Source organism: Haloferula sargassicola (assembly GCF_040362925.1).
In the GTDB taxonomy this organism is placed as follows: Bacteria; Verrucomicrobiota; Verrucomicrobiia; order Verrucomicrobiales; family Akkermansiaceae; genus Haloferula; species Haloferula sargassicola.
Genome location: NZ_BAABRI010000009.1, coordinates 182,504 through 202,252 on the forward strand (window position 1 = coordinate 182,504; position 19,749 = coordinate 202,252).

General features: G+C 63.0%; 15 protein-coding genes. 5 read left to right on the top strand and 10 right to left on the bottom strand.

What is annotated here, in order from left to right:
• Positions 1–111: 111 nt before the first annotated feature.
• The gene (gene mutS / locus ABXH26_RS09820) at positions 112–2,607 is read right to left on the bottom strand and encodes a DNA mismatch repair protein MutS (RefSeq protein WP_353566882.1); all 2,496 of its coding nucleotides are present in this window, start codon (positions 2,605–2,607) and stop codon (positions 112–114) included.
• A 95-nt stretch (positions 2,608–2,702) separates the two neighbouring features.
• On the opposite strand from mutS, the gene ABXH26_RS09825 reads away from it, so the two are divergent.
• On the top strand, positions 2,703–3,113 hold the full coding sequence (locus tag ABXH26_RS09825; RefSeq protein ID WP_353566883.1) for a cytochrome b562: 411 nt from the start codon (positions 2,703–2,705) through the stop codon (positions 3,111–3,113).
• 82 nt (positions 3,114–3,195) lie between these two features.
• On the opposite strand, the gene ABXH26_RS09830 is transcribed toward ABXH26_RS09825, so the two are convergent.
• From ABXH26_RS09830 to ABXH26_RS09845, 4 genes are all read right to left on the bottom strand, one after another.
• The gene (locus ABXH26_RS09830) at positions 3,196–4,458 is read right to left on the bottom strand and encodes a porin (protein ID WP_353566884.1); all 1,263 of its coding nucleotides are present in this window, start codon (positions 4,456–4,458) and stop codon (positions 3,196–3,198) included.
• Positions 4,455–5,153: a DUF4956 domain-containing protein gene (locus ABXH26_RS09835; RefSeq protein ID WP_353566885.1), complete on the bottom strand. Its 699-nt coding sequence runs from the start codon at positions 5,151–5,153 to the stop codon at positions 4,455–4,457. The genes ABXH26_RS09830 and ABXH26_RS09835 overlap by 4 nt, the downstream gene beginning before the upstream one ends.
• Positions 5,110–5,883 (bottom strand): polyphosphate polymerase domain-containing protein, encoded by a 774-nt coding sequence (locus ABXH26_RS09840; RefSeq protein WP_353566886.1) that lies wholly within the window; start codon positions 5,881–5,883, stop codon positions 5,110–5,112. Before ABXH26_RS09840 ends, ABXH26_RS09835 begins: the two co-directional genes overlap by 44 nt.
• 197 nt (positions 5,884–6,080) lie before the next feature.
• Positions 6,081–7,073: a 2-hydroxyacid dehydrogenase gene (locus ABXH26_RS09845; RefSeq protein WP_353566887.1), complete on the bottom strand. Its 993-nt coding sequence runs from the start codon at positions 7,071–7,073 to the stop codon at positions 6,081–6,083.
• A 144-nt stretch (positions 7,074–7,217) separates the two neighbouring features.
• On the opposite strand from ABXH26_RS09845, the gene ABXH26_RS09850 reads away from it, so the two are divergent.
• Complete coding sequence (locus ABXH26_RS09850) at positions 7,218–8,261, top strand: alpha/beta hydrolase (RefSeq protein ID WP_353566888.1); 1,044 nt, start codon at positions 7,218–7,220, stop codon at positions 8,259–8,261.
• A 24-nt stretch (positions 8,262–8,285) separates the two neighbouring features.
• Here the strand turns inward: ABXH26_RS09850 and ABXH26_RS09855 are convergent, their stop codons facing one another.
• The 3 genes from ABXH26_RS09855 to ABXH26_RS09865 form a co-directional block, all read right to left on the bottom strand.
• Entirely contained in the window at positions 8,286–9,155 is an 870-nt protein-coding gene (locus ABXH26_RS09855) for an alpha/beta hydrolase fold domain-containing protein (RefSeq protein WP_353566889.1), read from the bottom strand.
• 1,368 nt (positions 9,156–10,523) lie between these two features.
• On the bottom strand, positions 10,524–12,578 hold the full coding sequence (locus ABXH26_RS09860) for a DUF455 family protein (protein WP_353566890.1): 2,055 nt from the start codon (positions 12,576–12,578) through the stop codon (positions 10,524–10,526).
• A 63-nt stretch (positions 12,579–12,641) separates the two neighbouring features.
• Positions 12,642–13,709, bottom strand: coding sequence for an App1 family protein phosphatidate phosphatase (locus tag ABXH26_RS09865; RefSeq protein ID WP_353566891.1), 1,068 nt, complete (start codon positions 13,707–13,709; stop codon positions 12,642–12,644).
• A gap of 202 nt (positions 13,710–13,911) precedes the next feature.
• Here ABXH26_RS09865 and ABXH26_RS09870 point away from each other — a divergent pair, with 202 nt between their 5' ends.
• From ABXH26_RS09870 to ABXH26_RS09880, 3 genes are all read left to right on the top strand, one after another.
• The gene (locus ABXH26_RS09870) at positions 13,912–14,187 is read left to right on the top strand and encodes a helix-turn-helix domain-containing protein (protein WP_353566892.1); all 276 of its coding nucleotides are present in this window, start codon (positions 13,912–13,914) and stop codon (positions 14,185–14,187) included.
• Positions 14,188–15,495, top strand: coding sequence for a type II toxin-antitoxin system HipA family toxin (locus ABXH26_RS09875; RefSeq protein WP_353566893.1), 1,308 nt, complete (start codon positions 14,188–14,190; stop codon positions 15,493–15,495).
• 209 nt (positions 15,496–15,704) lie between these two features.
• Complete coding sequence (locus ABXH26_RS09880; RefSeq protein WP_353566894.1) at positions 15,705–15,911, top strand: hypothetical protein; 207 nt, start codon at positions 15,705–15,707, stop codon at positions 15,909–15,911.
• Between the two features lie 1,059 nt (positions 15,912–16,970).
• On the opposite strand, the gene ABXH26_RS09885 is transcribed toward ABXH26_RS09880, so the two are convergent.
• Both ABXH26_RS09885 and ABXH26_RS09890 read right to left on the bottom strand, forming a co-directional pair.
• The gene (locus tag ABXH26_RS09885) at positions 16,971–18,152 is read right to left on the bottom strand and encodes a hypothetical protein (RefSeq protein WP_353566895.1); all 1,182 of its coding nucleotides are present in this window, start codon (positions 18,150–18,152) and stop codon (positions 16,971–16,973) included.
• 24 nt (positions 18,153–18,176) lie between these two features.
• A complete protein-coding gene (locus ABXH26_RS09890) occupies positions 18,177–19,112 on the bottom strand; it encodes a serine/threonine protein kinase (protein ID WP_353566896.1) in 936 nt (311 codons plus the stop codon).
• Positions 19,113–19,749: the final 637 nt, after the last annotated feature.

Consider the following 19,749-nt stretch of genomic DNA (forward strand, 5'->3'; position numbering starts at 1 on the left):
GCGGGCGGTGGGTTGTCGCGGAATGCGTTCCCATCCGGCAGGAAGGCCTCCGCATCGCCAGCCGATGCCGGGCCGGTGACGTGCGAGCGCGGCCCCCCAGGCACGCTGCCTTCAGTCGAAAAGGTCGAGCTGCGGCGGGTTCGGCTCGGGCATGTCCTTGGGGCGCGTGTTCTTCGCCTTGGGGCCGCGCTTCTTGGCGTCGGGCTTGGCGGAGTGCATTTCGAGGTGGCTCAGGATGTCACGGGCGCGGTCGATGACCGGAGCGGGCAGGCCGGCGAGGCGGGCGACCTGGATGCCGTAGCTTTTGTCGGCGGCGCCGGGGAGGATCTTGCGCAGGAAAATGATCTCCTCGTTCCACTCGCGGACGGCGACGTTGAAGTTCGCCACCGAGGCCTTGGTTTCCGCGAGGTCGGTCAGCTCGTGGTAGTGCGTCGCGAAAAGCGTGCGGCAGGAAATCGAATCGTGCAGGTGCTCGGCCACCGCCCAGGCGATGGAAAGGCCGTCGAAGGTGGCGGTGCCGCGGCCGATTTCGTCGAGGATGACCAGGCTCTTGTCGGTGGCGTGGTTGAGGATGAGCGCGGTTTCGTTCATCTCGACCATGAAAGTGGACTGGCCGCGGGAGAGGTCGTCCGACGCGCCGACGCGGCAGAAGATGCGATCTACCAGGCCCACCGTAGCCGAGGCGGCGGGGACGTAGGCGCCGATCTGGGCGATGAGGGTGATGAGGGCGACCTGGCGGATGTAGGTCGACTTGCCGGCCATGTTCGGGCCGGTGAGGATCTGGACGAGGGACTCATCGGGATCGAAGGTCGAGTCGTTCGGCACGAACTTCTCGTCGACGAGGGTCTGCTCGAGGACCGGGTGGCGGCCGTCGGTGATCTCCAAACGGCGGCTTTCCTCAAGAACGGGGCGGCAGTGGTTGTGGGTTCTCGCGGTTTCGGCGAGGCCGGCGAGGACGTCGATTTCCGCGACGGCGGCGGCGGTTTCCTGGAGGGTGTCGAGGTGGGTGCAGACCTGCTGGCGGAGCGAGAGGAAAAGCTCGTATTCGAGCTGCTTGGCGCGCTCTTCGGCGCCAAGGACCTTGCTTTCCATCTCCTTGAGCGCGGGGGTGATGAAGCGCTCGGCGTTGGCCATGGTCTGCTTGCGCGTGTAGTCGTCCGGGATGGTGGCGGTGGCCAGCTTGGCGGCGGAGATTTCGATGAAGTAGCCGAAGACGTTGTTGAACTTCACCTTGAGGGAGTCGATGCCGGTGCGCTTGCGCTCGTCTTCCTGGAGCTTGGCGATCCACTGCTTGCCATCGCGCGAGGCGGAGCGGAGTTCGTCGAGCTCGGGGCTGTGGCCATCGCGGATGATGCCGCCGTCCTTCAGAGTGGCTGGCGGCTCTTCGGCGAGCGCTTTTCCTAACAACTCAGTCAGTTCCGTGAAGTCGTGCAGCCGCGGGAAGATTGTAGATTGCAGATTGCAGATTGCAGATTGGGAAAGGGAAGAAAGGTCCTCTTTGAGTTCGGGGATGTGGTCGAGGGAGGTGGCGAGGGCGAGGAGGTCGCGGGCGTTGCCGGCACCTTGGGAGAGGCGGACGGTGGTGCGCTCGACGTCGCGAATGCCGGTGAGGGATTCGCGGATCTTCGAATGGAGAAAAGGTTCGGCGAGGAAGGCGGCGATGAAGTCCTGGCGCGCGAGGAGCGGCTCCATTTCGCGCAGCGGGTGGAGGATCCAGTCGCGCAGCAGCCGCGCGCCCATGGGGGTCTTGGTGCGGTCGAGGACGCCGAGCAGGGTGTGCTTGCGGCCGGAGCGGGAGTCGATGAGGTCGAGGTTGGCCTGGCTGGCGGCATCGATGAGGACGGTGCGGGCGTCCTCGCGGACCTTGAGGTTGCGGACGTGGTCGCAGGGTCGGCGCAGCTGGTGGATGAGGTAGTGGAGCACCGCGCCGGCGGCCCCGGTGGCGGCGTGCAGGCCGGCGCAGCCGAAGCCATCGAGCGAATGGACGCCGAAATGGTCGCACAGGAGCTGGCCCGCGGGCTCGGGCAGGAAAGCGAAGGCGTCGTAGGCCTGGCCGGCGCGGAAGTCGCCGAAGTGATCGTGCTGTTCGTCCGAAAATAACAACTCGGAGGGCGTCAGGCGGGCGAGTTCGTCGAGCAGCGCGCCGCGGGCATCGAACTCGGCGACGCTGAAGGCGCCGGTGGTGTGGTCGATGCAGGCGAGGCCGATTTTTTTCCCGGAAACAAAGACGGCGGCGAGGTGGTTCGGGCGCGAGTCGTCGAGCAGGTGCTCCTCGATGACCGAGCCGGCGGAGATGATCCGCGTGATCTCGCGCTCGACGATTTTTCCGGGAACCGGATCGGTGGTCTGCTCGGCGATGGCGACGCGCTTGTTGGCCTTGACCAGGCGGGAGATGTAGTTGTCGGCCGCGTGGTAGGGCACGCCGCACATCGGGACCGAGTTGCGGCGGGTGAGCGCGACGTTGAGGATGGGCGCGGCGGTCTGGGCGTCCTCGAAGAACATCTCGTAGAAATCGCCGAGCCGGAAGAGCAGCAGGACGTCGGCGGGCAACGAGCGGCGCATTTTCTGGTACTGCGCCATCATCGGGGTGAGCTGGGTGCCGGACATCGGCGGGAGGATGAACGGCGATTTCCGCTTCGCCAAGAGGGGAAGCCACGAGGGTGCGTTGACAGGTCGGGGCGGCTGCGCGTGTATGGCGGGGTATGAAAAAACTGCTCTTTCCGCTGTTCGCCCTGGCGCTGGCCACCGTGATCCCCGCTCCCGCCGAGGAGGAAACGCCGCTCGGCGAGCAAATGGAGGCCTTCAATGATGCCTACAAGGCGATGCGCCGGGTCGATGACAGCGCCGAGGGGGCCAAGCTCGCCCGCGAGGCTCAGGAGGCGATCCTCAAGGCCTTCACCATGACGCCCGAGCTGGTCGAAAAGGGCGGGCACCCCGGCAGCAAGGAGGCCGCCATGGCCAGCTATCGCACGCAGATCGCCCGGGTGCTGGTCACCATGTGCGAGATCGAGGCCGCGTTCGTGGCCGACGACAAGGACAAGGTGAAGGAACTGGTCGGCTCCCTGCGCGACGCCAAGAAGAAGGGCCACGACGAGTTCATGGAGGACGAGTGACCGGTCCTTGAAAGCGCTTTTCTCAAAGGGGCCTCCGGTTGGATGACCGGGGGCCTTTTCGCGTCCCGGCCGGGCCGGCTTTTTAAAAATACGTCCGGAACGCGATCAGGTAGCTCCAGGCCGAGACCTCGCCCTTGCGGGTGTCGAGGTTGGTCCGGGAGATGCCGCCCATGATCTTGGCGTTGTTGTCGCAGATATAGTAATTCAGCCCGGCGTAGAGCGTGCGGCTGCGGTCGCCGCGGCCGTTCTCCACATCGATCAGCGGATCGTCGTGACGGGCACGGATGTAGCGGCTGTCGAGGCGGATGCCTTCCTCCTCCTGGGCCCGCTGATATTGATAGGCGCAGACGAACTGCAGCTTGTCTTCCAGAATCCAGTACCACGGCATCACCACGCCGCCCCAGAAGTCGCCCTGTCGGCGGGGGTTGGCGTTGCCTTCCTGATCGCCGCCGTTGTCGCCGTAGACGCCGTTGACCAGGATGCCCCAGTCATCTTCTTCGTAGACGCCGGACAGCGAGCTGACCCAGGCGAAACCGAGCGCCATGTCGCGGTGGTGCTGGTCGTTCACCACTTGGTCGAAGACGAAGCGCCACTCGTCCTCCGGCTCCCAGGCCAGGCTGGCGTAGTAGAAAAGGCCGTCGTTCCAGGAGCCCAGCACGTCGGCATCGTCCTCGCCGCTGAAGACGCCCAGCGTCAGGTCGAAGTCGTCCTTGCCGATCGCCAGCACGCCGCCGGTCGGCCGGCTGGCATCGCCGCCGATCCGGTCGGAAATGGCGGAGCGCTCGATGGTCAGGATCTCGCGGGAGGACTGGTGGTTTTCCTCGCCGACCTTGAGCTTCATCTTGCCGTAGGTCAGCTCCAGCTTGTCGAGCCAGTCGAGGTCCAGCGCCTTGTCGAGATCCAGCTCGAGCGTGAGCGTGTCGAAGGTGTCGTAGCCCCAATCCAGCTCATACGGGTAGCTGTCACGAAACCGGCGGTCATCGACGAGGTTGACGTTGACCTCCGCGGTGAAAAAGCGGGCGAGCTCCCACTTCGATTCGATCCGCGCTCTACGGTATTCATCGTAGGTGTCGTGGAAATGGCGGCCGTTGATGTCCTTGCCGCCGAGGTAGGCGGCCTGGTAGTGAAACCGGCCGCCGATCTCGACCTTGTTGAGAAACCACGAGTCCTCGTCTTCGTAGAGCACGCCGGGATCGTCCTGGATCCACTCGCAGAAATCCCAGCCCTTGGCCTTGGGCTTTTTCTCCTCCTTCGCGTCGGGCGCCGGCTCGGATCCCGCCTGCGCCGCGGCGGTGGCCAGAAGGGTGGAGACCAGAAGGCGGCGGGCGGAGCGGGCGGGCGTCATGAGTCGAATTCCTTTTCGGTCGGCGCCAGCACCACGCGGTTGTTGCCCGAGGCGAGCTGGAGGGCCTCAAGGAACTCGGGCGTGCTGGCATCCTCCTTCAGCTGGATGCCGTAGCGCAGCTCGGTCATCATCCCGGCTTGCGCGGAGGAAACCCGAACCAGCTGGGTGCCCACCGTGAACCGGTCGAAGATCGGCTTGAGCGCCTTTTCAAAGTCGATGTCGTTGGTCAGGCGCATCGTCAGCAGGTGCGAGGCGCGGCGCGGGGCGAAGGCGTTGGTGACGGAAAGCAGGTAGATCGCCAGCCCGACCACGCCGATGATCACCGCGGCCATGGCGTAGTGGCGGGCGCCGACCACCATGCCGATGGCCATGGCGAAGAACACGAAGGCGAGGTCCCGCGACTGGCCGAGCGTGCGGCGGAAGCGGATCACCGAAAAGGCCGCGAACATGCCGAAGGCGATCGCTCCGTTTCCACTGACCACCATGATCAGGATGGTCGTGACCACGCCGATGATGATCAGGGTCTGGACGTAGTCCTGCGAGTAGCGTGTGCCCTTGTAGGTGCCGCGGTAGATGGCGGCGATGATCAGGTTGAGCAGCAGGCTGTAGCCCATGGCCAGCGCGACTTCCGCCGGGCCGGGGACGGCGCTGTTACTGGATGCTGCAATGTCTTCGAACAGGTTGCTCAGGATCATGAAGGGGCAGGGGTGGGTTTTTCCCAAGTTCGTAACGTTCGAGGGCGACGGCGTACTTGCTGAAGCCCTGCGGGGAAATCGAGTGTTTGCCGATCAGGCTGCGGAACCAATAGGGCACGGGACCGATGGTCTTGACCTCCATGATCGCCCAGCCCTCGTCGAGCAGCGGCAGCTCGGGCTCCGGAGCGTCCTCGCACAGCCGCACGTGGGCGAAGCCGCAGCGGACATCGGTATCGAAGGTGATGCGGATGGTGCCATCCACGCCGCTGTCATAGGCGAAACGGTGGTACTGGATGCGGACCACGGGGCTTTTCGGGGGGCGTTGGAGCAGCTCGGCCAGCTCGGCGTGCACCCGCAGGTCCTCCTCTTCGGCCTGCTCCGGCAGCTCCCCCTTCACAAACGCCTCCAGTTCCTCGTCGCAGGCGGGCAGCCGTCGTTTCACGGTCAGTCCGTCCTGCTTGTGCTTGATTTCGATGAAGCGCGTGAGCGCCCGGCCGCTGCCCGGCGTGCCATAGACGCGCGTCCGGATCCGCCGGCGGTTGGGCAGCCCGAAGACCTTCTCCCAGTAGCTGTCGCGATCATCCGAGTCGAAATACTCGGACAGGATCCGGTAGCCGTCCCGCGCGCCGCGATCCACGGAAAGAAACTCCGCCACCTCCGCGCGCACGACTTCGAATTTCTCCCGCGGCAGGAGGAATTTGAACTCTCGGCGATCTTGATGGGCGTCCATTTCAATATTGTGACGGATTCGTCACACCAGCACTTTGCAAAAACAACCAGTCAGGGCCAGACCCTTTCCCGGTTTTCCCGTAAGCGTTTTAACGCAGGCAGGGGCCCGAATCTAACCATCCATCGTGCGTTTGGTTGCATTCATGACACAGAACGTGAACGAGCCCCGCCGGCCCGGGCCCCGGCCGGCTGGCCGGTTCATCGGCTCCCGACCTCGGTCGCATTCCCGGCGTCCCCCCGCGAAAAGGCGTCGAGGTTGCCCAGCGTCACACGGGTGATGTTCGCCAGCGCCTCGGCGGTGAAGAATGCCTGGTGCGAGGTCACGAGGACGTTGGGAAACGTCATCAGCCGCATCAGCACGTCGTCGTCGATCACCTCGTCGCTGAGGTTTTCGAAAAAAATGCCCGACTCCTCCTCATAAACGTCGAGGGCCAGGCCGCCGATCTTGCGGGATTTCAGGTGCCGGATCACCGCCTCGGTGTCCACCAGACCGCCGCGCGACGTGTTCACCAGCAGCACGCCGTCGCGGCAGCGGGCGAGGGCCGCGTCATCGATCAGGTGGTGGGTTTCCGGCGTGAGGGGGCAGTGGAGGGTGATCACGTGGGACTCCGAGAGCAGCTGCCCGAGCGGGACATAGCGGGCACCCAGCTCGATGGCTTCTTGGTGCGGATACGGATCGTAGGCCAGGATGCGACAGCCGAAGCCGCGGAGCAGGCGGCAAAAGATGCGCCCGATCCGGCCGGTGCCGACCACCCCGACGGTCTTGCCGTGGAGGTCGAAGCCGAGCAGGCCCTTGAGTTCGAAGTTGCCCTCCCGCACCCGGCTGTAGGCCTTGTGGATGTGGCGGTTCGCCGCCAGCAGGAGGGCCAGGCAGTACTCCGCCACGGCGTGCGGTGAGTATTCCGGCACCCGCATCACGCGGATGCCATGCTCGGCGGCCGCGGCGAGATCGACGTTGTTGAAGCCGGCGCAGCGCAGGGTCACCAGCTCCACCCCGCCGGCGGCAAGCTGCCGGAGCGTGGCCGCGTCGAGCTCGTCGTTCACAAACACGCACACCGCCCGGCAGCCGTCCGCCAGGCTGGCCGTCTCGGGCCGCAGGCGGTTCTCGAAAAAAACGAACTCATGCTCCGAGGCCGCCTCGGTGAGCGACTTCCGGTCGTGGGGCTTGGTGGAAAAAACGGCGACTTTCACGGCCTCACGTCGCCAGTTCCGATCGGACCACGCAAGCCGAACCGGCCGCGGTGGCCGCGCTGGCGGGCACTTCGGTGACTCCATCGAAAGGCCAGGCGGCACGGAACCGTTTCAAGCGGTCCCGCTCTTCGCCCGTCCGCGCCGATGAATCCCACGATCCCGTTCCGCCGCTTCGTCCCTGCCTTCCTCGCCTCCCTGGCGGCCTTGGCCTTTCCGGCCCGCGCCGCGGATCCCGCCGACGATGGGAATGGCGACCACCTGATCGGCCCGGACTACCCCATCGATCCCGACCTGACCGACCGGGGAAACCCCACCGGCAGGTCGTTCGAGTTCCGCATGCCGTTGGCGGACAGCCGGATCTTCCATGGCGATGACCCGACGCTCGACCCCTCCAAGAAGGTCCGCACCGAACGCCGCATCTTCGTTTACATCCCCGCCGCCTACGTCGGCGGCACGGAGGCTCCCCTCCTCGTCATGCACGATGGACCTTCCCAGCTCGACCTGGTGCGCCACGCCCTCGACAACCTGACCCTTTCCCAGGATCCGGCTCGCCGGCTTCCGGCCTTCATTGTCATCGCGGTCGAAAACGGGGGCGACGACAGCAAGGGCAGCGAACGCGGGCTGGAGTACGACACGATGTCCGACCGGCTCGCCCGCTTCATCACGGAAGAGGTCCTTCCCGCCGTCCTCGCGAACGAAGAGATCCGCGCCGCCTACCCGAAGCTTGCTTTCACCTCCGATCCGTGGGGCCACGCCGTCATGGGTTGCAGCTCGGGCGGGGCCGCCGCCCTCACCATGGGCTGGTTCCGGCCCGACCTGTTCCGCCGCATCATCGCCTACTCCGGCACCTTCGTCGACCAGCAGGATGATGACGCCCCCGAGGAAAAGGCCTTTCCCCTCGGCGCCTGGGAATACCACTCCGGCATGAAGCTCATCGAAAACTCGGCCACGAAGCCGCTGCGGATCTTCACCCACGTCTCCGAGCACGACCTCGGTGCCGAGCGCCCCGAAGCGAGCCATCACAACTGGGTCCTGGCCAACGAACGCACCGCTGCGGCCCTGAAGAAGAAGGGTTACGATTACCGCTTCGTCTTCAGCCAGGCCACCGGCCACTGCGACCGCAGGGTCTTCGAGGCCACTCTGGCCGACACCCTGGTCTGGATGTGGCACGGCGGCCCCGACGAGTAGCGGTCGCCTGTAACCCCGGCCGGCTCAGGGCGACTCCTGCTTTCCCGGCATGAGCTGCTCATTCAGGAATCGGATGGCTTCATCGATCGCCCCACCGGGGAAGGCGAGGGTGGCCAGGTGGCCTCGGCCTTCCACCCAGTAGGTCCGGAAGGGTCGGCCGTCTCCCCGGTAGGCGGCGGCCATCCGGCGGGCTTGGGCAGGTGCCACCCGGTGGTCGGCGGTCCCGTGGAAAATGAAGAGCGGCGGACTCGTCGGCCCCACGAAGTTCACGGGCGAAGCTTGGTGGAAGCGGGCCGGGACCTCGTCGTGCGTCCCGCCGAGGAAAGCCGTCACGGCCTCGTCGTTCGGATCCAGTTCCAGATCGAACGGAGCACCGCCGGCCACGATGGCGCGGATCCACTCCGGATTTCCCTCACGGAGGGCCAGCAGGGCGGCGAGATGGCCGCCGGCCGAGTACCCCAGCGTGGCGATCCTTTCCGGGTCGATCCCATAGCGCCCGGCATGGCGGCGCATCCAGCGGACCGCCATCTCGAGGTCGCGGACGGCGGCGGGATACGGGTCGTCCGGCGTGCCGCGATAGGTCGCGTTCACCACCACGTAGCCGGCGCGGGCGAGCGCTTTGGAGATCGGCTCCATCGACCATCGCACATCGTCCGCCTTCCAGCTGCCCCCATGAATCACCAGCACGGCCGGCGCAGGCGGCTGGCGCGGATGATGATAAACCGTCGCCGGCAAACGTTGAGGCCAGGAGGGAGGGGAAAAGATCACGTTTTCCCGCTCCACGCCCGCCGGGAGGGGCCGGAAGCCAGCTCCCATGCACCCTGCCAGGAAGGCGCAGGGTAGTAGGGCCAGGGCTCGGCGGAGGAAGGTGGGGGTGAGGATTCTTGATTTCATGTCTCACCGTCGATGCATGGGGACGAATGCTTCAAGGTGTCGCGGTTTTCGGGTGGATGCGAGCCTTCTTCCTCCCTGTGCGGGCAAGCGCGGAGAAATGCCGGGCGATCCGTAAGCCGTCATCAGCGGGAGACTCCTTCAAGAGAGGGCCGAACCTGCGCGGGGCGCCGCGGACGCCTTGGAGCGGCCGGTGGGGTTGTGGTCCATGATGGTGAAGTCGGAAAGACGCCCGCCCTCGGTAGCTCGAAGCGGAACGCGCCCCGCCCAACCGATCATTCAGAAGCCCTGCACCCCGCCCGGCCCCTCCACGAGGAATGCCCGCCGGGGTCCTCGGAATATCCGTCGGGGTTCTCGGAATATCGGTCGGGGATCTCGGAATATCGGTCGGGGATCTCGGAATATCGGCCGGGGATCTCGGAATATCGGCCGGGGATCTCGGAATATCGGCCGGGGATCTCGGAATATCGGCCGGGGATCTCGGAATATCGGTCGGGGATCTCGGAATATCGGCCGGGGATCTCGGAATATCGGTCGGGGATCTCGGAATATCGGCCGGGGTTCTTGGAATATCCGTCGGGGTTCTCGGAATATCGATCGGGGATCTCGGAATATCGGTCGGGGTTCTCGGAATATCGATCGGGGTTCTCGGAATATCGGTCGAGGTTCTTGGAATATCGATCGGGGATCTCGGAATATCGGTCGGGGTGCTCGGAATATCGATCGGGGTGATCGGAATATCGATCGGGGTGATCGGAATATCGGTCGGGGTGCTTGGAATGTCGGTCGGGGATCTCGGAATATCGATCGGGGTGCTTGGAATGTCGGGCGGGGTTCTCGGAATATCCTCGGGGGTGGACAAGCTGGGCGTCGAGTCTCGCACCTGCTTTCAGGCAACCCCTTCAAAATGCTTGAGAGCGACAAGAGCCCGAGCACGAAGCTCGGCAAGCTCTGCACCCCACGGGCAAGAAGCTGCGGGCGAATCCGGCCTTCGCGCCCGCGCGCGCGCCGCCTCTTCAGTCCCGAAGGGACGCAGGACCTTAGCCCCGGGGTTCACCCCGGGGAACCCCGCACGCCCAAGAACCCGAGCCCCGGCAGGGGCGACGGAAGCAGTCGGAAACCATTTGCCCTCTTTTCCCGTGCCCCTGCCGGGGGTGAATTTCGTCGGCCGCTGGTTCGTTTCGGGTGAGGCGGGCGGGGAGGGACTCGAAGTGAGACCTCAGGGGGGTGGAGTTCGGGGGGCCTGCCCGGCGGTCGATGCCCGCCGCCCCCATGCAGGGGCGGCGTGCCTTCGGTCGCCGTTTTCTTCAGGCGTAAATAAGCGACCGGGCCGAGGGTGGAAATTGGGCCGGGAAATCAGAGGCGGGTCCGCTAGGGCGAGGCGGTGCCGGTTTCATCAGCGGTGCTCCAGTGGGCGAGGAATTGCCCGGCTTGGGCGGGGTCGTTGAGGAACAGCCCGGGGCCGCCGGCGAGGGCGGAAATCGCCGCCGGGGTCATCGTGGCTTTTCGCAGGAGGGAAAGACGGGAGGGGCGGTTGCCGCTGCGTTTCATCCACTCCCAGGCGAGGCGGCCCATGGTGAAGCGGACGTTGAGTTCGACGATGGCTTTCAAAGCCAAGGACCCATCGGCGCGGCGGTGGACCATGGCGTCGATGCCCAGCGGGCCCTCGTAGCCGGGAAGGAGGTCGGCGAGGAGCGGGGCGAGTTGGCTTTTGTAGAGGTCGAGGATCTTGGCTTCGCGGAAAACGAAGGTGGCGAGGTCCGGCGATCCTGCTTCGCCGAGGCTTCGGCGGAAAAGGAGGTGGCCGAACTTCGGAGCCACGCGGATGCCGAGGAAGCGGCCGGCGGGGTCGTTGTCCATGAGGGCGAAGCCGAGGAGTTCGACGGCACCGCCGCGCTTTGCGTCGTAGAGGGCGGAGAAGTCGAGGACGCGGTCGAGCCACGGTTCGACGACAACCGCGCCGTGGGCGGCGAGGGTGTTGTCGATCCAGCCGCGGGTTTTGGCGGGGAGGCTGTCGGTGTTCACGCGCAGGTGCCCGCGGCCGGAACAGGCGAAGGGGGCTTTGAGGAGGGCCTGGCCGTGTTCGAGATGACGGGCGATGGCGGCCTCGACGGATTCGCGGTCGTGGAGGAGGACGCCGGTTTCCGAAACGGGGCCGAGGGCGTGTTCGAGCCGGAGGCCGATGGCTTTGGAGAACCACTCGTTGGGAATGGGTTCACGCCACGGGTGGTCCATGCCGGGGGCGATGGCGTCGCGGAAAGGGGCGAGGGTTTCCGAGGCATCGGGCGACCAGGCCCAGGGGCGCAGGCCGGAGAGTTTTCGGAGGGTGGAGGTGGGGGCGGGCGCGGAGGGTTCACAGGCGGGACGCCTGTGCTCCTTTGGGATGATCTCCGGCAGCTCGAAGCCCGCTGCTTTCAAGCCCGCCAAATGCTCCACCGACGGCAGCCGGCGCATGAGCACGGCGTCATCGCGGCGGCAGCAGGCGAGCATGAGGGCCTCGAGGTCGTGCTCGAGGGCGAGCGAGACCTTGTCGGGCTGCCAGCGTTTGCCCATGGCGGCGGCGCGGGCGTGCGACTCGGCGCTGGGGTTGAACCAGTGGAGGACCGGCGTGCGGCCGCGCGAGATCTCGCAGACCTCGAGGTGGCGGATGAAGTCCTCGTCGAGCCCGGCGAGCCGGCGGCTCTCGGCATGGAAAGGGGCGAGCCCTTTCGCCCGCGCCGGGGTGAGCGGAAAAGAAAGGCAGCGGCGGAAGCCGTCCCAATCGGACTCGCCGCGCTGCTTCCAGCGGCGGAACCACTTCACGCCGTGGCCGACGTGGCCGATCTCGTCGAGGTGGATTTTTTCCAAAACCGCGGCGGTGGCCGTGTCGCCGACCTGGCGGAAGAGCGCGGCGTAGTGCTTGGAGAAATCGAGGTTGGCCTGCTCGAAGGTGAGGTTGAGGCGGGTGACGAAATCGAGCGGCGTTTCCATGGGCGCGACGACGCGCCAGAAATAGTGGCTGACCGGCAGCTCGCCGAAGGCGATGCCGCACTCGCGCATGCGGCGGACATACATGAGGGCGTGGGCCTGCTCCTCGCGCATGGCCTCGTAGACGCCGGCGCGGTATTCCTTGGGCGCGTCGGGAAAGCGGAGCAGCACGAGCGCCATTAGCTCGGCGGCGAGCAGTTCGTGGTTGGCCAGGAAATGGAGCATCACGCCGCGCTCGCGGTCGTCATCGAGCCGGTTCGGGCCGGGAAAGCCGGCCTTCACGCCATCGGCGCGGATCCTCAGCTCGGCCGGCCGCCCGGGAGCATCGGGCAAGGCGATGGCGGGGCCGGGCGAATCGTCGGACGCAGTGAGCGGCCCGGGGGCGAGCTTTTCCTCGAGCGACTCGGAAAAGAGGACGCGCTCGGCGAGGTCGCGCATCGTCGTTTCGCTCCGGCTCATGCCCGATGATGTCGGCGCGGCGCGGAGAAAGGGAAAAGGAAAAAGCGGGGATGGCCGCGGTGCTCACGGCACCAGGCCGGCGGCGCGGGCTTCGCGGACGGCGGCGCGGGTGTCCTCGACCAAGTGGAGCGGCACGCCCTGCTCCAGGCAGGCCATGGCGAGGCGGGCGATCTCGTCGGCCCGCAGGCTGCCGGTGACATCGCGGATGAAGATGGCGGCGACCCGGCCCGGGTGCTCGCGGACGATCGCGGAGTAGATCTCGGGGTCCTGCTCGCCGCTGTCGCCGATCAGCACGGCGGGCAACGGGTCGTGGAAATCGAGCAGGTGGCGGATGACGTGGAGCTTGTGTTCGTGATGGCCGGGCTTGAAGAGCTTGGCGCGATCGATACCCCAGTCCGTCATGAAAAGCGGGCCGCGCGGAGTGCCGCGAAGCTCGAAGATGCGGAGCAGAAAATCCCGCAGGTTCCACGGCGAACTGGTCACATAGTAGATCGGATTCCTCTCGTTTCCCGACCCCCCGCGCTGCAGGTCGGCATAAAATCCGGACACGCCTTCGAACACCCTCCGGGTGTGCTCGTTTTCCAACAAGGTGGTCTTGAGCAGTTGCCATAACTTGGCGGCTCCGGTCTCGATCACCGTGTCATCCACATCGCTGATGATCACGCGGCGCGCCGACGGCCGGACCATGAGAACCAGGCCGGAAGTGCGCGGCTTTTCCGTCCCGGGCTCCTCCGATCTCGAAACGGTCGCGGAAAAGTCGAACTCGAAGTCGGCGGGTTCGTGCGCCAGCTCGAGGCGGTGGAGGAAATAGCCTTCGTCGTCGGCCGTAGCCTCGAAGGTCTCGCCGGCGACCTCGCCGTAGATCCTCGCGTGAGGGATCTCGCGGGTGAAAAAATTGGCCGCCATGGTGAGGAAGTTCCGCCGCCGCGAGTCATCGATGTCCGACGGGCGCAGCTCCCGTTTCATCTCGACCCGACCGCGGACGATCACCGTCCGGCCGCGACCATAGGCCTCGAAGCAGCGGACGATGGATTTTTCGCCCACGATCCGCTTCGGGCGGAGCCGATCGATGACGCGCTCCAGCCGGATCAGGCCGCGGTGAAAGGCACCGGGTTGGGTTTTCCCGGACATCAAGCAATCGGCGGCGCGGGTTCACGGGCAGGCATGCCGGAACATGGAGGGCGCGAGGGAAGGTGCAAGCCGTGGTGTCGCCCCATCGGCAACCGGAACCTTCGAGTCCGGGGCTCCCCTTGATAGCCCCATTTCCGTATGGAATCCTTTTATCCCCATTTCGTATAAAACCACTTTAAACGAAAAACCGTATATTGACCAAATGGTCGCTTTTCCGTATAAGAAGCGGGTGGAAGCTCTCATTCGCGAAACGAGACAACTCGGCAACGTGATCCGCCGGGTTCGGAGGCTCAAAGGATGGAGCCAGAGTGATTTGGGCGAGAGGTCCGGCCTTCGTCAGGCGACGATCTCGGGGATTGAAACCGGCAAAGCCGCCAAGCTGGAACCCGTCTTGTCGATTCTCGCAGCACTCGATCTCGAACTCTTCATCGCACCAAGGTCGACCTCGCAGCCAAAAGAAATCGAGTACCTCTTCTGAATGCCCCGCAAACCCCGCCATACGCCCCTTCGGGTTCTGTTGAACAACAAACCCGTAGGAAGCTTTCTCAAGACCTACGGAGGCTCCATCGAGTTCCAGTATGCCGAAAGCTGGTTGGCTTGGGAGAATGCCATTCCCGTCTCCCTCTCCCTGCCCTTGCGGGAAGACGCCTACCGGGGGGAGCCCGTTGCCGCGGTGTTCGACAACTTGCTTCCGGATGCTCCGGAACTCAGACGACGGGTGGCCGAGAGAGTCGGCGCCGAGAGTACGGATGCCTTCGGACTCCTGTCGGCGATCGGACGGGATTGCGTGGGTGCCCTGCAATTCATCCCGGATGATGCCCCTCACGAGGATTCCACCACCCAGATGGCTGCGGAACCCATCAGCGAAAGCGATCTCGAAAAACTCCTCTGCAACCTGGCCCAAGCGCCCTTGGGAATGACCAAGGATGACGGGTTCCGGATCTCTGTCGCAGGGGCACAGGAAAAAACCGCCCTCCTCAGACACGAGGGCCAGTGGCTGAAGCCGCTGGGCACCACTCCCACCACGCACATCTTCAAGAAGCAGATGGGTCATCTTCCCAATGGGATCAACCTGACCCACAGCGTGGAGAACGAATACTACTGCCTGAAACTCCTGGAAGCCTTCGGCCTGCCCGTGCCTGAGGTCGAGATCGGGACCTTCGGGAAAGCGAAAGCCCTCATCATCGAGCGCTTTGACCGAAAGCGTACGTCCGATGGACGGCTGATCCGCCTCCCCCAGGAAGACTTCTGCCAGGCACTTTCGATCCCACCCACCCGGAAGTACCAGAGCGAAGGCGGACCGGACATGAAAGCCTGCCTCAGGCTCCTCAATGGCAGCGACACTCCGGCGGATGATTGGAAATGTTTCCTGAAGGCGCAGGTCATCTTCTGGCTGATCGGCGCCACCGATGGTCACGCCAAAAACTTCAGCATCTTCCTCAGGCCGGGAGGTCGCTTCGCGCTGACTCCGATCTACGATGTCCTGACCGCTCAACCCTGCGTCGATGCCCGGGAAATCGAGAGGAAACACTTCAAGCTGGCCATGTCCGTCGGGAAGAACCGCCACTACAAGATTTCCGACATCCGCGGTCACCATTTTCTCCAAACCGCGGAAGGCACCGGTCTGTCGAAAGGCATCGTCCCCGCCGTGATGGAGGAAGTTGCCCGGCACGCCGGAACGGCTCTGGAAACCGTGGCGAGCCGGATCTCCGGAGTGGTCCCCGAGTCGATCCATGACTCGGTCTCCAAGGCGATCAACACCCGGGTTCGGTATTTGTCCGACTGAAGGCCCGCGAGCGTGTTCGGGAGCTATCTGCTCGAGACCCACTGCAACGATGGGGTCTATGACCGCGCCGAGAACCAGCTCGCCGCCCTCGGTTTCCGAAGGGGCGTAGGAAAGCGGCAAGCAATCCCCAGGCTCAAAAGCTCCCGTCCAGAGGCAAAACCGCCCGGGAATCCGAGCAGCGAATCGCCTGCAAGCCATTGATGGTCAGAATGCTGACGCGCTCCATCCCACTAAATGCCAGGCATCTTATCTCCTCGGCATCTTATCTCCTCCCCGCCGTGATGGAGGAAGTGGCCCGGCAAGTCGAGGCGGCCCTGGAAACCGTGGCGAGCCGGATCTCTGGAGTGGTCCCCGAGTCGATCCATGAATCGGTCTCCAAGGCGATTAACACCCGGATTCCGCATTTGTCCGACTGAGTGCCCCGGCCGTGTTCGGGAGCTGGCTGCTCGGCACCCGCTGCAACGGTGGGGTTTCCGACCGCGCCGAGAACCAGCTCGCCGCCCTCGGTTTCCGAAGGGGCGTGGGAAAGCGGCAGGGACCCCCAAGCTCAAAACTTCCTTTCAGAGGCAGTTCCGCCCGGGAATCCGAGCAGCGAATCGCGTGCAAACCATTGATTGCAAGCATACTGCCGCGTCCTGATTCACAAAATGCCCGGCACTGTATCTGGTCTCAGACTTTACTTCACCGATCGCTGGACTGCTCAATTTGCGTCTGCCAGATTTCCCGAAAGCGATACTCGCGAGAACGATCAAAGAACTAAAAGCCCAACGACTCTCGGAATGCAGCCGACCTCACATAAATCAGGCACATCACCGAAGAACCCCCGGCCGGTGGCATCACCATTTTCAACAGAGGCGTCCCTAGTCGATAGCATAGCCTCGGCGATCGGGCATGATTCTGGCATCGAAATTGTTCGGGAGTTTGATTCCCTGCACGGGATCGCAGACCTGGTGCTCTTCCGGGCCTCAAAGGCGTGGGAAAGCCGACTTTCTCTGGCGAGCGTTCCGTCACAATGGGCGTTTCTGTTGAGGTCACTCCCCTATCGGCGAGCTATGAGCTTTGACTACTTCTGGGGCGCCACACACGCATCGAAGGCTACAGCGAAGCGACTTGCCCGATGCTTTTGCTCTGCTGGCTACCTTGAGCAGAATTCTAAAACCCGCACTTTTACAAAAATCCGGCAACCCCAGCCTCTCATTTCGGAAATTGTAGCGATTGAAGCGAAACTCACCAAGTGGCGTGATGCGCTTCAGCAAGCAAGGAGGTACCAGCACTTCGCCCACAAAAGCTGGGTTGTGCTCGATGCAACGCGGGCTCGCCCAGCCATCCAAAATCTCGAGCTTTTTGAGCGGTCCGGAATTGGGCTAGCAACTTGTGATGAAAACGGCTCGATGATTCATCACATTAGTGCCAAGCGAATTCTCCCCAAAACAGATCTATTGTATTGGAGGGCCAACGTGGAGCTATCTCGAAAGCTAGTCTCTTAGATGCTCTCTGGCGAAGCGATTGATCGCTGAGAGCCAACCCTGGATGTGCTCTCCCTTTCCGTGACGCTCTAGGTCAATTAGCGCATCATCAATTTCGGAGTAAAAGCGATCTGCATTTCTTAGCTTGGATCGAAGCGCTGCATGAGCTTGCAATGGTGACAGGGTGCCAAGCTCGTTGACCGCAGCCTGCATGTTGGAAAAGTGGTGCATATACAGCTGGCTTTTCCCGAAATGCCAAGGAGTTGGCGAGCTTAACGCTTCTTCGCTATCTTCCGTCGGTCGATAGATTTCTTGCCATACCTCTGGAGCTGAATCTCGGATTTCACGCGCCTGTTCCAATTGCACCCAATTATGAAGGCCGTCTAGGTAGATTCTCGCTCTTGGCCCCCTTTGGTCATCATCGCTAACCACAAACTTATCTATCGAGAAAATGCGTGTGTTCTCATACGCGCCAAAGGTGACCTCGACTCCTTTGATTAAAGAAAACAACAAGCTCTCCGAGTTGCAGTAGCCAACAAGAACTTTTAGCCCGGACAATCGAAGTTCTCTTACAAAAGACAGAATTTCAAACATTACATCGCCGTTGCAGACCTGTTTTGTATTCCGATCGTCAGACACAATCAGGTAGATTCCGTCTATTTCCGGGTAGCTTGTGGCCCAGTTCAACAGCTCCATCCGATAGCCTTGATCTGAAACCATGTGAGTTGTAACCGGAAGGGTGAGGTAGATTGGACGGTCGTGTCCGTTTCTCTCTCCCAGAGCCGTCAAGTGAGGCACCACCGAATAGGCCTCCTGCCGTTGGCAATAATCGGTAACCATCTGTCCGAAGAATCTCGCCGGGATCACGACCCGCTCGAATTCCTGTTCCAATTGGAAGTCAATACACTGCCGCGCGGCATCGAGCGCCCGCACCTCAAACGTCGAAGTTTGGAAGCCTTGGGCCACTACATCGGGGAAAAACTCATATTCCTGCAGCTTGTTCTTCTGAGAATTCGGGAGGTAAAACTGGGGATCAAAAAGTGCAGATCGCTTGATTTCTGGATCGTAGGACTCCACTTGGGAGATTCGTTCGTGCACAGGGCTCAGGATCAGACCGTCGCCATCACCTCGTTCGGTGAACGACGTGCGATTCCAGACCGCATTGTGGCCGCATTGGTGGAGGATACGCATATTCTTGGGTAATGTGTTGCTCAATTAGACGAATAGCCGCTCTAGGTCGGATACTAGATCAGCAATCCGCCGATGCCGCTGGAATGGTTGCTTGCTTAGCATGCGGTCGATCAATTCGGAATACATTACATCGCTTCCAGTAACTTCCCTTAGAGGATCCTGGCGATGATTGCAGATCCTATCGATAACCTCTCCAAAATGATCGCCTACCGCACCAAACGGATTTCGGCCGGCCGTCAACTCGTATGCAATAATGCCAAGGGAGAAACAATCACTGCGGTATGAAATCTTGCGCTTCTGGTTCATCGCCTGTTCTGGGCTGGCATAAAGAATACTGCAGGGCCCATACGGAACGAACGAATTCGTCAAGCCATCGACCCCCTCTTCCCGAACGATGCCCAAGTCGATGATCACGACGCTTCCGTCCTCTCTGATCAGAATATTATCAGGCTTGAGATCCCGGTGAATTAAGCGAGCGGGGTGCTCCCACATTATCCTCAATGCTTTGATCGCATTTAGGAGGAAGTGGCGGACATCGGAGGGGTCTCGGTAGGAATCCATCAGCGCCGACAAGGGCTGGGCATCGACGCGCTGCTCGATAGTGATAAACAAGAAGCGGTCCAGTGAGCTCCCATCTCTTGGGTCATGCCGATATACTTTATCGTAGTACAGGGTAGGGTATGCATCGCTATTGATCGCTCCCAAGATTTCGACCTCTTTTCTCAGGTAAGCCATCGCGTTCGGGCTGCCGCTCTCGCTCACTTTGACGACAACTGGTCCCCACCCGACGGCATCTGGTAGTCGAGGGTCAATCGGCTCCTGATCAGCCTCGCCTTCGAAATGGCAAAAGTAGACAACTCGTTGCCCAGAAGCCTTTGCAGGCCCCTCGATAACTAACTGAGGACCGGGGAACATACTGGTTACCAGATCCCGCAAATCATCTGAATCATTGAGCGGCATAAAAAAGATATTAGAGATCTAGTGGATTCGAGCCGGTGTGGAAACCACTATTTCGCAAAGATTTCGGAAAGAGATTCGTCTCTGTGAATGGGGTCCGTGAAATGCGCTGTTGGCGACGGCAACGGCTTTCCTACGCCCCTCCGGGGCTCAGGTGGTTGGGGGCGCGGAGGTCCCGGGGTGAACCCCGGGGCTACTTCCCGGCGTCCCTGCGGGACTGAAGAAGCGGCAAAGAACCGTGAAGAGGGCCGCTCCGCGGCAGAGCCGAGTGATCAGCGAGCGGTTGGTTTGGAAGGGGTCAGTAGTACCAGAGTTTCGCAAGGGGTTTCAGAATGGGGTCGGTCCGAGAAAACGAGCATTGGCGAGGGGGTCGATCCTGGTCGGGGATCAGTGAAAAGCGCTGTTGGCGACGGCAACGGCTTTCCTACGCCCCTCCGGGGCTCAGGTGGTTGGGGGCGCGGAGGCCCCGGGGTGAACCCCGGGGCTACCTCCCGGCGTCCCTTCAGAATGGGGTCAGAATGGGGTCGGTCCGAGAAAACGAGCATTGGCGAGGGGGTCGATCCTGGTCGGGGATCAGTGAAAAGCGCTGTTGGCGACGGCAACGGCTTTCCTACGCCCCTCCGGGGCTCAGGTGGTTGGG

Coding starts and splice junctions, on each gene's coding strand:
- mutS (WP_353566882.1), bottom strand. CDS start 2,607: ATGTCCGGCACCCAGCTCACCCCGATGATGGCGCAGTACCAGAAAATG.
- ABXH26_RS09825 (WP_353566883.1), top strand. CDS start 2,703: ATGAAAAAACTGCTCTTTCCGCTGTTCGCCCTGGCGCTGGCCACCGTG.
- ABXH26_RS09830 (WP_353566884.1), bottom strand. CDS start 4,458: ATGACGCCCGCCCGCTCCGCCCGCCGCCTTCTGGTCTCCACCCTTCTG.
- ABXH26_RS09835 (WP_353566885.1), bottom strand. CDS start 5,153: ATGATCCTGAGCAACCTGTTCGAAGACATTGCAGCATCCAGTAACAGC.
- ABXH26_RS09840 (WP_353566886.1), bottom strand. CDS start 5,883: ATGGACGCCCATCAAGATCGCCGAGAGTTCAAATTCCTCCTGCCGCGG.
- ABXH26_RS09850 (WP_353566888.1), top strand. CDS start 7,218: ATGAATCCCACGATCCCGTTCCGCCGCTTCGTCCCTGCCTTCCTCGCC.
- ABXH26_RS09855 (WP_353566889.1), bottom strand. CDS start 9,155: ATGAAATCAAGAATCCTCACCCCCACCTTCCTCCGCCGAGCCCTGGCC.
- ABXH26_RS09860 (WP_353566890.1), bottom strand. CDS start 12,578: ATGAGCCGGAGCGAAACGACGATGCGCGACCTCGCCGAGCGCGTCCTC.
- ABXH26_RS09865 (WP_353566891.1), bottom strand. CDS start 13,709: ATGTCCGGGAAAACCCAACCCGGTGCCTTTCACCGCGGCCTGATCCGG.
- ABXH26_RS09870 (WP_353566892.1), top strand. CDS start 13,912: ATGGTCGCTTTTCCGTATAAGAAGCGGGTGGAAGCTCTCATTCGCGAA.
- ABXH26_RS09875 (WP_353566893.1), top strand. CDS start 14,188: ATGCCCCGCAAACCCCGCCATACGCCCCTTCGGGTTCTGTTGAACAAC.
- ABXH26_RS09880 (WP_353566894.1), top strand. CDS start 15,705: ATGCTGACGCGCTCCATCCCACTAAATGCCAGGCATCTTATCTCCTCG.
- ABXH26_RS09885 (WP_353566895.1), bottom strand. CDS start 18,152: ATGCGTATCCTCCACCAATGCGGCCACAATGCGGTCTGGAATCGCACG.
- ABXH26_RS09890 (WP_353566896.1), bottom strand. CDS start 19,112: ATGCCGCTCAATGATTCAGATGATTTGCGGGATCTGGTAACCAGTATG.